Origin of the sequence: Prosthecobacter gellanilyticus, from assembly GCF_007992435.1 — a bacterium.
In the GTDB taxonomy this organism is placed as follows: Bacteria; Verrucomicrobiota; Verrucomicrobiia; order Verrucomicrobiales; family Verrucomicrobiaceae; genus Prosthecobacter; species Prosthecobacter gellanilyticus.
Window position 1 is genome coordinate 54,113 of the sequence record NZ_BKAG01000025.1, and the last position, 15,002, is coordinate 69,114.

General features: G+C 60.2%; 10 protein-coding genes. 3 read left to right on the forward strand and 7 right to left on the reverse strand.

Going from position 1 to position 15,002, the window contains the following annotated elements; translation table 11 throughout:
- Nucleotides 1-126 precede the first annotated feature (126 nt).
- The 4 genes from BGE01nite_RS16850 to BGE01nite_RS16865 all read right to left on the reverse strand — a co-directional run bounded on the left by BGE01nite_RS16850 (nucleotide 127) and on the right by BGE01nite_RS16865 (nucleotide 3,880).
- Nucleotides 127-1,086: an acetyl-CoA carboxylase carboxyltransferase subunit alpha gene (locus BGE01nite_RS16850; protein WP_146851691.1), complete on the reverse strand. Its 960-nt coding sequence runs from the start codon at nucleotides 1,084-1,086 to the stop codon at nucleotides 127-129.
- A gap of 29 nt (nucleotides 1,087-1,115) precedes the next feature.
- Complete coding sequence (locus tag BGE01nite_RS16855; RefSeq protein ID WP_146851694.1) at nucleotides 1,116-2,054, reverse strand: LysM peptidoglycan-binding domain-containing protein; 939 nt, start codon at nucleotides 2,052-2,054, stop codon at nucleotides 1,116-1,118.
- 14 nt (nucleotides 2,055-2,068) lie between these two features.
- Nucleotides 2,069-2,602, reverse strand: a complete 534-nt coding sequence (locus BGE01nite_RS16860; protein WP_146851697.1) for a hypothetical protein — start codon at nucleotides 2,600-2,602, stop codon at nucleotides 2,069-2,071.
- A gap of 69 nt (nucleotides 2,603-2,671) precedes the next feature.
- Nucleotides 2,672-3,880: a M20/M25/M40 family metallo-hydrolase gene (locus BGE01nite_RS16865; RefSeq protein ID WP_146851700.1), complete on the reverse strand. Its 1,209-nt coding sequence runs from the start codon at nucleotides 3,878-3,880 to the stop codon at nucleotides 2,672-2,674.
- A gap of 540 nt (nucleotides 3,881-4,420) precedes the next feature.
- Between BGE01nite_RS16865 and BGE01nite_RS16870 the strand changes: the two genes are divergently transcribed.
- The gene (locus BGE01nite_RS16870; RefSeq protein ID WP_146851702.1) at nucleotides 4,421-7,171 is read left to right on the forward strand and encodes a Calx-beta domain-containing protein; all 2,751 of its coding nucleotides are present in this window, start codon (nucleotides 4,421-4,423) and stop codon (nucleotides 7,169-7,171) included.
- 139 nt (nucleotides 7,172-7,310) lie between these two features.
- On the forward strand, nucleotides 7,311-9,437 hold the full coding sequence (locus BGE01nite_RS16875) for a PKD domain-containing protein (RefSeq protein WP_146851705.1): 2,127 nt from the start codon (nucleotides 7,311-7,313) through the stop codon (nucleotides 9,435-9,437).
- A 229-nt stretch (nucleotides 9,438-9,666) separates the two neighbouring features.
- On the opposite strand, the gene BGE01nite_RS16880 is transcribed toward BGE01nite_RS16875, so the two are convergent.
- From BGE01nite_RS16880 to BGE01nite_RS16890, 3 genes are all read right to left on the reverse strand, one after another.
- The gene (locus tag BGE01nite_RS16880; RefSeq protein WP_146851707.1) at nucleotides 9,667-10,449 is read right to left on the reverse strand and encodes a PhzF family phenazine biosynthesis protein; all 783 of its coding nucleotides are present in this window, start codon (nucleotides 10,447-10,449) and stop codon (nucleotides 9,667-9,669) included.
- A gap of 32 nt (nucleotides 10,450-10,481) precedes the next feature.
- Nucleotides 10,482-11,111, reverse strand: coding sequence for a DJ-1/PfpI family protein (locus tag BGE01nite_RS16885; RefSeq protein ID WP_146851710.1), 630 nt, complete (start codon nucleotides 11,109-11,111; stop codon nucleotides 10,482-10,484).
- Between the two features lie 103 nt (nucleotides 11,112-11,214).
- A complete protein-coding gene (locus BGE01nite_RS16890) occupies nucleotides 11,215-13,569 on the reverse strand; it encodes a redoxin domain-containing protein (protein WP_170266845.1) in 2,355 nt (784 codons plus the stop codon).
- 364 nt (nucleotides 13,570-13,933) lie between these two features.
- Here BGE01nite_RS16890 and BGE01nite_RS16895 point away from each other — a divergent pair, with 364 nt between their 5' ends.
- Nucleotides 13,934-14,959, forward strand: coding sequence for a glycine-rich domain-containing protein (locus BGE01nite_RS16895; protein ID WP_146851716.1), 1,026 nt, complete (start codon nucleotides 13,934-13,936; stop codon nucleotides 14,957-14,959).
- Nucleotides 14,960-15,002 lie beyond the last annotated feature (43 nt).

A 15,002-nucleotide genomic window follows, 5' to 3' on the forward strand; every position in this document is an offset into this window, starting at 1 on the left:
GCGTTTAACGTGTCGGCTGATGAGTGGCAAGCAGGAAACCACCTGCCACATTATCCTTACGTAGGAGGTGATGCTCCGGTGCTCATGTTTTCCGGCATCCCCCGACTGTTTCCAGCGGTCTGACGATCAGTTCTCCGTGTATTTGCCGAGGGCGCGGAACTTCTGGTAGCGCTGCTCCAGCAGTTTCGCCGTCGGAAGCTTCTCCAACTCCGTGATCGCGTTCAGCACAGCGGTTTTCAGCGCGTCGGCAGCGGTTTCGTGATCATTGTGCGCACCGCCGAGAGGCTCGGGCACGATGCCGTCAATGACGCCGAGCTGGGAAAGATCCTGGGCGCTGAGTTTCAGCGCGGAGGCGGCCTCTGGCGCATGCTCGCGGTGCTTCCAAAGAATGGCGGCGCAGCCTTCAGGGCTGATGACCGAGTAGTAGGCGTTCTCCATCATGAGCACTTTGTCAGCGATGCCGATGCCGAGCGCGCCACCGGAGCCACCTTCGCCAATGACGACGGCGACGACAGGTGTGCGAAGGGTCATCATCTCACGCAGGTTGAAGGCGATGGCCTCGGCGATGTTACGCTCTTCCGCGCCGATGCCTGGGAAGGCTCCGGGTGTGTCAATGAGAGTCACGACAGGAAGACCAAACTTTTCCGCGAGGCGCATGACGCGCAGAGCTTTGCGATAACCTTCCGGATGAGCGCTGCCGAAGTTGCGCAGCAGGTTTTCCTTGGTGTCCCGGCCTTTCTGATGGCCGATGACGGCCACTCTCTTGCCGCCCCAGATGGCAAAGCCGGCGGGCATGGCGTGGTCATCACCCACATGGCGGTCCCCGTGGACCTCGATGAACTCGTCACAACAATGCTTCACGTAGTCCAGCATGAAGGGACGGTTGATGTGACGGGAGATTTGCACGCGCTGCCAGGGGTTGAGGTTGTTGTGAATGTCACGCTGGAGGGTTTCCAGCTTTTTCTCCATGTCAGCGACCTGGGCAGTAAGCTTGTCACTCGGCTTGCTGGCGAGTTTCTTGCGTGTCTCCTCGAGTTCCTCGCGCAGCTTGACGACGGGTTTTTCAAATTCCAAAACTTGTTTCATGGGGCAGGGGAAAGGGATTGAGAGGGCGGTTAGCGGACAAAATGCAGTTTTGAGCCGTTGCGGACGAGCGCAAACAGTTCTTCGAGGTCGCCGCGGTTCAGGAACACACCTGTTTCTGGGGCTTCTTCAATCAAAACGTCGGGGGTGGATTCCGTGGCAGCGCCCTTTTTTGCCTTGGGGGCGGGTGTTTCCGGCACGGGGACGGCTTTTTTGACAGGAACGGTGCGCAGGACAATGCCTGCACGGCTGCCTGGAAGCCATTTCTCGGCATCGACATAGCGCGGGTCAGTGGAGAGGAGCTGCTTGCCATCTGCCACGGCGGACTTGCCCTTGATCTCCATTTCGGCGATCGCCTTCATGCCGGGGGGCAGGCGGAGGTCCACGGCGGCGTATTCTTTGAAGAAGTAACGCTTGTCTCCCACATTCCGGTAGAGGGTGACGGTCTTGTTCGACACGTCCACGTCGACGGAGAAATCCAGAGGGATGAGGGTGAGGTGATCTCCCGGCTGGAGCACGGTGCTCATCAGACCGTTGAGACGAACGATCATGTCCATGTTCGTGCCCTGCTTGCTGGCAATGAGAGCCAGGGAGTCGCCGGGCTGGACGATGTAGTCTTTCTTTCCGGCTTTTTGGTTGATGGAGAAAAGCTCGTCCAGATTGATCTCGCCGATGATGCGCTTGGCCTCTGTGCAGGTGGCGGAGTCCGGGAACTGCTGGAGCATCTTGTACAGTGCCTCACGGCCCTCGTTGATGCGGCCCTGCTTGATCTGCTCGATCGCGACCTCGAAGCGCTTCGCGCCGGGATCGATGCGCGGCATGTCCACCTTCTTGATGCTGGCGATCTCCTGCTGGATGGCCTTCTCAGGCTTCAGGACTTTGTCGTAAATGTAGTACGCCGTCGCCATGCATCCGAGGGTGATTCCCAGGACGATGAGAAAGAGCAGGAGTTTGAGCTGCGTCTTGGCCATTCGGGTGTCAACGTTCAGCCCAGCAGGCCGCGGCGCTTGAAATCGAACAGGTTGATCTTCTGGGACTTCTCGATCATCTCGACCGTGAACTTCAGCAGGCTGATTTCCCAGGTGTCATCCACGCCGGCGATGACGGCGAGCATGGGATTACCGGTGCGGCGGACATCCGCCATCAGCTTGTCACAGACCTCGGTCATGGACTCGTGGACGATTTCTTCCTGCATGTCCTGCATCTGGAAGCGGAAGCCATACTTCAGCAGGGCCAGACGGTGCAGGTTTTCCTTCAGAAAGTCCCCGAAAGCGTGCCCCTGGGGGCCGAAGCCTTCGAAGTCAAAATTGGCCACGGATTCAGGATCCGGGCGGAGGATCATGGGTTTTTCAGCCGTGATCTGGCCGGTGCGGACGCGGGTGGCGTTCACTTGGTCCATGAGCTCGGAGACGAGCTGAAACTCAAAACGGGTGCTTCCAAAAGTGTCAATGCGGCGGTCCGGCTCATGGAGCACCTGCGTGTTCTCCACGGCGTATTCGATATCAAACTGGCTTGGCATGTGAGGGGAGGTTAGACGGGGCAGGGGGAAGGGCCAGCGGTTTTTGCTGACCGGAGCCTGTCACCAGTCTCAGACCTGCTGAGCCGCGATAACGTTGACTGCCAGCACGTTCAGGACCGCTTTTGTCACGAAGCTGTCCTTTTCCACATATTCGGGGAGCTTGCTGCCGTCCGCGCTGCGCTCCGAGCAGTGGGCATTGCCCCCGGAAGGACCCAGTCCATCAATGGTCGGGCCCAGGGTGCAGAGGTAGTTCGCATCACTCAGGCCACCCCGTTGTTCGGCCACGGTGCTGATGCCCATCTGGGTGGCGGCTTTCTCCCAGGCGCGATACAGCGCGTCCGTGTCCCGGCCGCCGGGCCAGGCCTGCGTGCGGCCGATGCACTCGACATTGATCTCAGCCCCGGCGGCGGTGCGCTGGGTAAAGGACTCCAGGGCTTCTCCAGCCTCGGCGAGCGCTGCGGGTTCAAAGGCACGCATCTCGAGCTCGGCCACGGCTTCATGAGGCACCCGGTTCAGCACGGTGCCGCCGTGCATGGAGGCGAGGTTCAGCGTGAGGTTCTTCTGCGGATTCGTCAAAGCTGAGACCGCTGGCAGGATGCGGGAGAGCTCGACCACGGCATTGATGCCGAGAGCGTGATTGCTGCCGGCATGAGCGGCACGACCGTGGGAGGTGATGCGATACTCTGCGCGCCCCTTCCTGGCCGTGACGAGATGCCAGCCGTCCTTCTCATGAGGGCCGCCCTCAAACACAAGCACCGCATGCGCACCCTGAGGGCAGCGTGCTGTGGTCTTGCGGGCGAAGTCGGCCCCGATCACTTCCTCCGCCGAGTTTGCGGCGATCATCCAGTGCGTGCTTTCAAAGAGATCCGGGCTGCTTTCGCGAAGAAGACGAAGCATGAGCCAGATCAGTGTGGTGCCGCCTTTGATATCGACGGTGCCCGGACCGTAGATGCGGTTGCCCTCTGGCAGCCAGCGGAAGTCATTTTGCACTTCTTCTTCCGGAGGAAAGACGGTGTCCAGATGTGTGACGAGCACGATGGGCTTCTTGTCTGAAGGGCCACGGCTCAGAAACAGATGGCTGCCATGCGTGGGATCATCTGAAGGCACTGACTCTGAACGAAAACCTAGTTCGGCAAAGCATTCGGCGGTCAGCGCGCCTAACTGGTTCACACCTTCGGTGTTGGTGGTGAAGCTGTTGATCTCCACCATGCGGCGCAGCCAGTCGAGCATCTGCGGCAGCGAGGCTTCGGCGCTTTGTCTCAGGGAGATGATGTCCATGAAGGGGTGTTTATCGCCATCTGGCCGTGGAGGCGAAGTCTTTTCTTATGTTGCAATGCCCGGCAGGGGGGCTAATGCCCATTATGGCATGCGCTTGAAGGCGTTATGTTTTCTTTGATTGAACCAAGTCCGGGGCCTGCATGAATGCCCCGGCAGCCATTCGCAGATGACAGGGAAGGCCGTGAAAACCGGCCACAGTAGCGCTGCGGTATCGGGTCACAAACCCTCATCCACGGATCATGATTCATTCACTCATTCTCAATGAATGAAGCATCATCACCGTGGAACAACGCCAATCCGGGACTCAAGCCCGGGTGAAGGCCAGGGGCGAGGCGCGCATCAGCCCACACGCTGAGACGCACATACCCGGAGTCCGAACATCTGCCTGCGAATGCTCACTTCCGCCCATCCTTGATGGGGCCGGAGAAACTTCATCGCACAAATGAAGAGTGGGAGATGTGATTGTCTGGCTGGCTTTACGCCGGCTGGTGCCTCGTCTCTCGCACGGATACAAACCCTGAAAGAGATAACACCCACACAATGCACATCAGCCTGATCAAACGGGCTGCGGTCCTTGGTGCGTCGGCATTTGCCCTCGCCGCCTCCGCAGCTTTCTCCGCCGAATGGACCAGCTTCCAGGTCGGCACCCTCAACAGCTTCACTTTCACGTATGCCCACCGTGATGACGGCCAGTTCATTCTGGGTGAGGGGGGCGAGATCGGCATCCAGACCACCTACGGATCCCCCGGCACCACACCTCTGGTCAATACCAGCAATCTCCTCCTCGATCCTGCTTCCATCGCGGTGAAGAACGCCACGGTCGGCCTCATCGGTGCAGGCGGACCTCTGGCCACTTCGAACTTGTATCTGTTCGACCCTTCGACACCAGGCACCAGCATCAGCGCCACCCCTGTGGCCAACCTGCAAAACTTTGTCATCAAGTACTGGAGGCATCCTGACTCAGGGCGTGAGGGATGGCTGGTCATTGGCGGCAACGGCACTGTGCCGGTCAACGGCTTCTATGGCGCCAACACACTGAGTTTCGTCTCGTTGGACGGCTCCAAGGTGGGCAACATCACTGGCGACCTCAGCGACTACAGCGGCGGCCTGGATGTTGACTCCCAGGGTAATGTCTTCTTCGCGCTCTCCGCATTCAATGCGGATGAAGGCAAGATTCTGAAGTTCACCGCCGACCAGGTGGACACCGCCGTTCTGGCGCTCATCAACGGCACGCCAGCCCCGCTTTCCAAGGCGGCCGCCACCTTGATCTTCGATGCGGATGCCTCAGCCTCCCTGGCGGTGGATTCCGCCGGCCGCTTCTGGATCGGTGGCTATCCGCTCAATCACATTCAGGCCTATGATCCGGTGACCTCGGTGCAGCGCCGCTTCACTCCCGATCATGCCGCGCTTGTGAACGCAGCTGGTGGGCCCAGCTACTCCGTGCGCAGCTACAGCCGCAATGGTGCGGGCTTCGTCAGCTTCCTGGCCAGTGACAGCTTTTACAATGACGGTTCCGCTCTGACTTTGGGCTACAAACCCGTCTCCGAGCTGGACATCCGCTCCGTGCAGTTCACGGCCACCGCACAAACTGTGACCGAAGCTGCTGGCACCACCAATCTGACCGTCACCATCACCCCGGCGCTGACGGGGAAGGCAAAGGTCACCGTGCCCGTGACCATTTCCGGCACCGCCACCAAAGGCAAGGACTATGCGGCGATCAGCACCACCAGCCTAACCTTTGATGCGAACAACACGTCCCGCACCATCCCGGTGAAGGTCACCAATGATATTGAGGATGAAGACGACAACAACGAGACCGTCATTGTCACGCTCGGCACACCGGCACCGGTTGCACTCGCAGGCTTCGGCGCCATCGGCACGGAGAAATTCACCCTCACCATCACCGATGACGATGTGAAGCCGCAGATCGCCGCTGTGCAGAATTTTGGCACGCTCAAAGTGGGTGGCCCTGTCAGCTACCAGGTCGTCAACACGGGTGCTGCAGCCACCAAATGGAGCGCCAGCGGGCTGCCCCCGGGTCTGAAGATCAATGCTCTCACCGGCCTGATCACGGGCACGCCCGCCACGTCTGGTGAATATGACCAGGTGTGGATCACCGCCACGAATGCTGCAGGTGTGAGCACCTCCATTGCCTTTGTGCTGAACGTCGCCGCCTTCCCGGCTCCGGCCACCGGCAGCTTCGCCGGCCTGATCAACCGCGCGGGCACCGTCACCAACGGTCTCGGCGCACGCGTCACCCTGTTCACGACCAGCAAGGCCACCTATTCCGGCAAGATCGAGATCGGCAAGACGAGCATCCCCCTCAAAGGTGATCTGAACAACACCGGCACCCATCCGACAGGGAGTTACTCCTTCAAAAACGGCACCACCAACCTGACTCTGGATTTCACGCTGGGTGCCGTCACGGGTGAACTCTCCGGCAGCCTTGTCACGGCAGCTCCGCCACCACCTCCATCGCCTGCTGCCGCAGCCATCAACAATGCATCCCTCAGCGGCTGGCGTGCCCAGACCGCCACCACCCTTACCGGAGTGCACAACTTCTTCGCGGCGGTTCCTGGTGGTCCTGCCAGCACAGTTCCTGAAGGCACCAGCTACGGCTCCGCCAAGGTCGCTGCCACTGGCATGACCACCATCGCAGGTGTGACGGCTGACGGCCTGGCCTTCACCTCCAGCAGCCCGCTGGCCATCAATGGAGATCTGGTTCTGTATCAGGTCCTCTACAAGGTTCCGGGAAGTTTCATGGGAGTGATCAAGATCGCGAATGACGCCGCCCACTCCATGAGCGGGGACATCACCTGGAGCAAGCCCTCCCAGGGCGCACCCACCACGGACAAGCTTTACGCCACTGGCTGGACTGCCGACCAAGCGCTTGTGGTTCGCGGTGGCAAGTATCGCCCTGCGGTGGGCGCAACGCTGCCGATGAATGCCACGGCATCCACGGGCAACAATGCACGCATCGTCCTGCAGGATGGCGGCATCGAGGCTCTCGGCGCCAATCCCACGATTCAGTTCCGCATTGCTTCCGCGACCTCGCTGATCGTGCCAGCACCGCACAAGCTGACACTGAAAAACGACACGGGGCTCCTCACCGGCAGCATCACCTTGGGCACTGGTGCGGCGAAGAAGAGCTTCAACATCCAGGCTCTCCTGGTGCCGGATGCGACCACTCCCGACCCGTTTGACACGACTGCCGAGGGGTATTTCATTCTGCCTGTCAGCAGCACCGTCTCACGGGCTGGCATGGTGGGGATCGAACCTCTCAGCCTTTAATTGGTTAGACTTTCTGTCATGGCCGCGCGGCATCCCGCCCGCGGCCATGACGGCTTTTTAAAAGATAACCCACCCTCAATCGAAATAGAGGGTGAGTCTTTGTTTCACCTGACTACCACCCACTCTCCTCCGCGCCAAGATGCCGCGCTTCCGATCCACTTCCTCCAGCCTCTTCGCCCTGGCCCTGCTGCTGGCCTTGGTGATTGCTGGAGGTTTTGTCGGCTTTCATAGCGGCGGCAGAAGCGTGGCCCCTGCGCATCACGGTGAGACGGCAGCCGGCTCCAGTACCGCTTCCTCCACCACATCCGGACCGCATGGGCTCGCCACCCTGGAGGAGAGTCTGCGCCGGTTTCTGGCGGGCGAAGAAGATGCGCTCAACGGTTTTTTACCCAAGGGTGTCAGCGATGTCAGCGGCATGGGAGGCCGGGGCCTGAACCGCCAAGTGCGCAGCCATGGCCTCTGGTTTCCTGTCTTCGACCTTTCCAAGGTAACCAGCACGGAGGTGTTTGATCCCACCGCTGTCAGCCTCAACAGTGTCCCGCTGATGATCACCAACCCGCAGCCTGATCCGGGGATGATCCATCAGACCATGACACACCGGTTCAGCGCCGTGGGCGGCACTGCACCCTATCGATGGAGCATGCAGATTCAGGGAGAGGCTCCTGGCTTCAGCCTGAACGACACGACCGGTGACCTGTCCGGCCTCTCAGACACTGAGCTCAGCGTGCCCCTGAGCATCTATGTCACCGACTCTGCCGGTCACACGGCCTCTGCGACCGCGACACTTGCCGTGGCTTCCGCCAAGGCTCTCACCCTGCTCACCGCAGACCTGCCCGGCGGCACCCTGGGGCAGCCCTACACCTTTTCCTTGAGCGCCGAAGGCGGCGCCCAGCCTTACACCTGGCGCCTGGAGACCCAATCAGCGGGCTGGCTCTGTGATCCTGCCACTGGCGCTCTCAGCGCCACTTTCACTGAACCCGGTGATCACAATCTCACCATTACCCTGTCTGACCTCGAATCGAGTGTGCAGAAGTCTTTCCACGTCCGCGTCACTGAGGGGCTGGAGATCACCACCGAGTCTCCTCTGCCTCCCGCTGCGCCAGGTGCGGGATACAGCGGTCGATTTGAGGCCATGGGCGGCACGCCGCCTTATCAATGGACGGTGGCCGCAGGCCAGATTCCAGCATGGTGCCCTCTTCTGCCTGATGGTTCAATGGGGGGCGCGGTCCCAGCCTCGGAGGCCTTTTACGAGTTCACCATTCTCGTCACCGACTCCGCTGGCCTGACCTTCAAAAAGCCTTTTGAGCTCTCCGTCAGCCAGGGCCTGCTGGCCATCCCATCACTCAACAAGGCCGGCCTTGCCTGGCAGTTCACCAGCATGAGCCGGACCTTGGGCTCGGGCATCACTGGTGTCAGCCTCACCCGCAATGGTGCAGAGATCTATCGCGGCACCGCCAGCAACATCGTGGACCGCAACCTTGCCACCGGTGCCGTCTACAACTACGAGCTTACTGCCTTTACCACCGATGGGCGCGCCCGGCCTTATGCAAGCACGCTGGTCAAGATCCTTCCCATCAGCAGGCAGCGCGGCCAGGCAGGCGTCAGCGGAGATCCCTTTGCCGATCGTGTGCAATCATTCACGCCGCTGTCCGCGAATGGTTATGGAGCCAGCAAGGTTCCCGATAATGTCACCGGCCCACCCGACGGAGCCAACACCTTCAGCCCTGTGTATCTGCCGCAGCATGTGGCATCTCTGCATGCCAGCTCCTCGGGCGGAGGGAGCATCGTCCTGGAGTTCACGGACAACATCGTCGAATCCGGCCCTGGTCAGGACTTCACCGTTTTTGAAAACGTTCTGTTTCAGGGGAACGATCCCAACCGCAGGTTCATGGAGCCCGCCATTGTGGAAGTGGCGTTGTTTGAGAACCAGTGGCAGCGTTTCCCCTGCTTCGTCTCCCCGCCCGCCACTGGGGAGATCGACTTCAAAAAGCCCGCCTACTATGCCCGTGGCTTCGCCGGCGTGAATGCCACCACGGGCGAAGATCCCACCAATCCCGCCCGGAGCGGCGGTGACAGTTTCGACCTGGCTGATGCAGGCGCCCAGCAACTGCAGTGGATCCGCTTCATCCGCATCCGTTCCACCGGTGACAACGTCATGACTGACTCTGCGGGAACACCCGTGCGTCATACGTCTGAGAACACCGCTCTTTCTGGAACGGCCAGCTCAGGCTTTGACCTGGATGGGGTGAGCGCGGTGAATTACTGAGCTGGTCCGTGGTGGTGTGATATGTGGCCTAACATTCATTGATATTCATCAGGTCATGCTGTTTCGCGACAGCGTCGTGGAGTGCGTGGGAGGCGCTCAGGCGCCGCACCGCTGTGTGCGCACAGATGATGCGGAAGCTCGAACATCTAGTGTTCGCACGAGAGCGGTGTCGACGATGCACGGTGGCCCGTGCATCTCTGCCACCGCACTCCAGGACGCTGCCGCGACTTCAATGCACATGCAAGAAACCAGTCGAATAGGTGACCGCTCTTCCGCCGATGCCCACACGCTCTCCACGATCTTCGCAGACCAGCTCACCGCCGCGAGGGGAGATCTGTCGCGCTTGCAACTTGGTTCGGCCGAGTCGTTTGGACCAATAAGGAGTTAGTGTGCAGTGCGCGGAGCCTGTGACGGGATCTTCGGTCACGCCAGCGCGCGGGGCGAAGAAGCGGGAGACGAAGTCACAGTCATCTCCCGGTGCCGTGGCGATGATGCCGAGGCAGTCGAGACGGATGAGCGCGGTCATGTTCAAGTTCAAATCACGGACCTGCTGCTCGGTCTCGAAGATGGCGAGGTAGTCACGTGCGAGGGCGGTGGCCTGCGGCGTGGCGCCGAGACCTGCGATGAGATCATCGGGCGTTTCACACGGGGTGGCTGGGCGTGTAGGAAAGTCCAGCGTGAGGAAGTTGTCACTGCGTGAAACGGTGAGCTCGCCTGATCGAGTTTGGAAACGAACGAGAGGATCACCATAACCCAGATGGCGGAAGATGACGTGCGCGGAGGCCAGGGTGGCATGACCGCACAGATCCACCTCGATGGAGGGAGTGAACCAGCGCAGATCGAAATGTGAACCCCGCTGAATCACGAAGGCTGTCTCGGCCAGGTTGTTTTCCGTGGAGATCGATTGCAGCACGTCATCCGGCAGCCAGTTGGTCAGCAAACAAACACCGGCGGGATTGCCGGAGAACAAACGGCCGCTGAAGGCATCAACCTGATAGTAGGGAATGCTCATGATGGTGAAACGGCTGACGAATGCCGTATCAATCAATCATGCGCAGAGGCAGCGTCTTGATGCCAGTCAAAATCCATTCGATGCGCCGTTTTTAATGCGAGATCACGGCCTGCGAGCCGCTCGACAATGTGCAAGCTCATGTCGATGCCTGCGGAGATTCCAGCCGAGGTGATGATGGAGCCTTCATCTACCCAGCGCCGACCTTCGAGCACGGTTACGGAAGGGAACATCTCACGCAGGTCCGCGATGTCTTCCCAGTGCGTGGTGGCCTGTTTGCCATCCAGTAGGCCCGCTTGTGCGAGCAGGAACGCGCCGGTGCAGACAGAGGCGGTGATGATGGTCGTGAGCGAGATGCGTTTGATCCATTCCGCGACCTCGGGAGTCTGCAGTTCTGCCGTGACAACGCCGCCGGGAATGATGAGCAGATCCACCGGAGGATGACTGGTGAAGTCATGATCAGGAATGACTTTCAAACCTGCGCGAGCGCGGATGGTGCCGGGTTCGCGTGCGACGCTGAAGACACTGAAGGGAGCGGTCGAACCTGGATGATCGAGAAGGTGGGCGCGTGAAGCTGTGGTGAAGACCTCGTAAGGGCCTGCGAAGTCGAGGACCTCGACCTCGGGAAAGACGAAGATGGCGACCGAGATGGTTTGGGAGCTCATTTGGTTAGGTGCGCGCTAACTTGTGATAGTGTCACACGTCTCCTGCGAACGACAGCGGTGTCGCGCTTGAGCGCTTCCCACCGCACTCCACGACGCTTCGCGATTATTCCGGCAGGGAGAGAAGGCGCCTGGCTTCCTGGAGGAGGAAGGTGGTGTTGGTGAAGGGCTCCCAGCTCACGTCGATCCAGCGGAGCTTGCCTTTGGCATCGATGAGGACGGCGGCGTGGAGGGGCTCGTCTTCAAAGTCATCATAGGCATGGAAGGTTTTGAAGGCAGCCATGGATGGATCACAGAGGATGGGGAAGGGTGGCAGCTTCTTGGATGTCATTTGCTCGGTGAGACGTCCGGCGAGGGAGAGCGGCTCACGGGTGATGGCGCAGAGTTTGATGCCGGCTTTCTCATACTCAGGCGCGGCTTTGGCGAAGTCATTCACCTGCTGCATGCAGTGGGTGCAGGCGGCGCCGAGATAGAAGAGGAGAACATGCGGCTTGTCTTCAAACTGGCCGCTGCCGGCGGGTTTGCCTTCCAGGGTCAGGGCTTCCCATTTAGGGGCGTCAGGAGCATGCCAGTAGACGGGGCCGAGCGTGGAGAGTTCCGGACGTTTGCCACTGTCTGTGCGGCGAGGGACGGGCGAGCGCCAGTCACCTTCGATCTTGAATGAAGTAGCGAGCTGGTCGAGGCGCTTCTTCAGAGGCAGATCATCTTGAAGGGCAAAGGCGAGCTTGCGCACTTCCTCAAAGGTCTTCTTGGCATCGTCGGTCTTGCCGAGCGCCTGCTGCATCTCCGTCTTGGCAGCGAGACCGGCGAGATCCTGCGGGTAGTTTTTCAGAAGTTCTTCAGCCTTCTTTTTGTCGCCAAGGCGTAGTTGGAGGCTGGCGGTGAGAGGCTTCGGCATTTCCGTGGCCTTGTTCACGAGATCGGCAGCCGTCTTGTCTTTCGTGAGCACGGCCTGGAGAGCACGCAGTTCGGCGAGCGTGGTGGTGGCGATGTCAGGCTTTTTGTTACCGCCTTTGGCCCCATCGCCTTTAGGGGCATCGGGTTTGGACGGCTCACCTTTGGCTTTGGCAGGCTCTGCTTTCGCCACTTCGGTTTTTGGAGCGTCTGCCTTGGCGGCATCAGGTTTCGGTGCGTCTGCCTTGGGGGCTTCGGCGATCTTCTTGGCCGGCTCAGCCTTGGCCTTGGCATCACCCGCCTTGCCCTTGGATTCTTCAGGCTTCTTGGTCTTGGCCTTCTTCTCCACGGCTTCGAGAGCGGTGATGGTGGTGGCGAGGGATTTCGCATCTTCCTTGGCGAAGAAGGCGACACCGCGGGCATGCAGGCGGCGTGCCTCATGACTGGTCTGCTGCACTTCGGGGAACAGCGGGCTGGTGGTGACCTTCAGCACTTCGTCCCAGAGCTCCCATTTGATCAGAGTTTCCAGCAGGCGCGTGCGGCCGTAGCTGGCGCTGGTGCTGTCTTTGTCGAGCGTGTTGTTCGCGGGATGCTGCGGATTCCGGATGAGCGCGGTGGCGAGGCCGATGGCATCCTTCGCACGGCCAAGCTCGTTGAAGTTGCGCACCAGCCACTCCTCGTTGTGCGCGTAGTTGTGGATCTGGTCAGGCTGGATCCAGTTCTGGATCATGTAGGCATGGTCCACACGCGTGCTGGCTTCCTGCTGCCACACGGCATCATCATAACGCTTCAGCTTCGAAAAAGTATGACCGGGCATGTGCCACATGTGGGCGATGCCTGGTGCGGCCTGACCATTGGAGGCTGCCGACTTCAGCGCGATGGCGGGCTTGCGGTTATCCCAAAGATGGATGCGGTAGTGATGCGCGGGATGCTGCGGATTGGCGGCGAACACTTGATCAAGCAGCGCATTCACGGCCTGATAACTGGTGATGGAAGCATCTCCATTCGCGTGCCAGGTTTTCCAGGCGAGGAAGGCCTTGGCCTCGATGTCATCCGGGTAATCCTGGACGATGGTTTCGAGATCGCGGATGAAGTCGAGCGCGCGCTGCTTTTTGTCACGCTTGTCGTTCTTGTCCTCCTTGTAGAAGGTTTCCAAGGTGGTGATCCAGAGTTTCTCGCGAGCATCTGCCTTGTCTTTCAGCGCGACGGCCTTGCGAACGAACTGCTTCGCGCGGGCCTCGTTGTTCACGTTGGCCATGGCCATGCCCCAGAAGGCCATGGCGCAGTCTTTGTCGATCATGGCCACCTGGCGGAAGGAGCGCTCCGCCTCATAGTACCAGAAGCCGTGGAGCTGGCCGACGCCTTGATTGAAGAACTCCTGGGCCTGCGGCTTTTGGGAACTGATGGCAAAGCTGACCTTCCCGCAGCCCGGGATGAGCCTGGCGGCCTGCCGGGGGCCTTCATTGAAGGCGTCTCCATGCACGGAGTGTCCCGGGAGGGGATCAGCAGCATGGAGGAGAGAGCAGCCCAGGAGGGCAGGAAAGAGCAGGCGGACGGCAGAGGGCATGGTTGGAGCCTCCTTTAACGTCGGCTGGAGTCGGTTTCTTGGAACTACCACCCCCGCACGAAAGTGGGGGAGGGTGGCGTGGCACCGCGCCTTCCACACCCCGCCGACTGAAGTGGGTTCACGCTGATGAACGATCCGCCCAGACATGCGGTAAGAGAGGTTTTTGGACTCCGACCCCAAAAGAATCTGTAACAACAGAGGGCGGCTGCTGTAAAAGCTAGCTGAGTCAGGCACCACCCATCCACCAGACATGAAAATGAATGCTCCCTCGTTGTTTAGCATGGTTCGGCAGTTCCGCGCGTCACTGGTCCCTCTGCTTGTGGGAGGAGCTTTATTTCTAACCGCTGGAGTGACGGAGGCTCAAGTGCCTGGAATACTCTCCTATCAGGGGCGTGTCACGGTCAGCGGCTCGCCTTTCAGTGGCAATGGGCAGTTCAAGTTTGCCTTGGTGAATGCCATCGGTGGCAGCACGTTTTGGAGTCATGATGCCAGCAGCACTGCCGGCAGTGAGCCGACCAGCGCGGTGACGCTCTCCGTGGCCAACGGCCTGTATTCTGTCTTCCTGGGAGCGAACATGACAGCGATCCCAGCCAGCGTCTTTGACAATTCAGATGTCAGGCTGCGTGTGTGGTTCAATGATGGCACCAATGGTTTTCAACTGCTGACTCCTGACCAGCGGATCGCTGCGGCTGGATATGCGATGCGTGCGGATGCCGCGGCGACGGCCCTGAGCGTGCCCGACAATGCGATCAGCGCGGCGAAAATCGCCAATGACGCGGTGACGGCAGCGAAAATTCCAGATGGTTCGATCACTCAAGCGAAGCTGGCTTTTGCGGTCGGCGGGGTGTCCTCGGGTGCCCAGGAGTATGCGACGGCAGGCACCAGCACCTTCACCGTGCCGCCGGGGGTGACGAAAATCATGGTCGAACTCTGGGGCGCAGGTGCCGGCTTCTCATTGTTCGGGGACGGGGGGAGCGGGGCGTATTCCCGCAAGACCCTGACCGTCACCCCAGGGAGTCAGTGGACAGTGGTGGTGGGTGCCGGTGGTGCGACCCTTGCCGAAGAAGCTGTGGCCCCAAGCGGTGGCAACACCTCATTCACCAGTGTGTCCACTCCCAGCAACACACTCGTCTCCCAAGGCGGACGTGGTGCCCCTAACGCGGACGGCCCTCCGGTACCGGCGCAGCCAGATGCCAGTGCCGACATCAAGAGAACCGGTCCTTTGTATGGAGAGGCGGTGATTGGCTCGGTGTCTCCGCCGCTTGTCGCAACACCGTCAGAGTTCAGTTCCATGGTCATTCAACGCTTTTTGAGTGCGGGGGCGGCCTCAACTGCGGCCATGTTTCCCTCGGAAGCCGGGATGTCGGGATACGTTCTTATTCAATGGTGATTACCCGATGGCTATTCACGCTGGTTCGGATAAACCTCAGCCT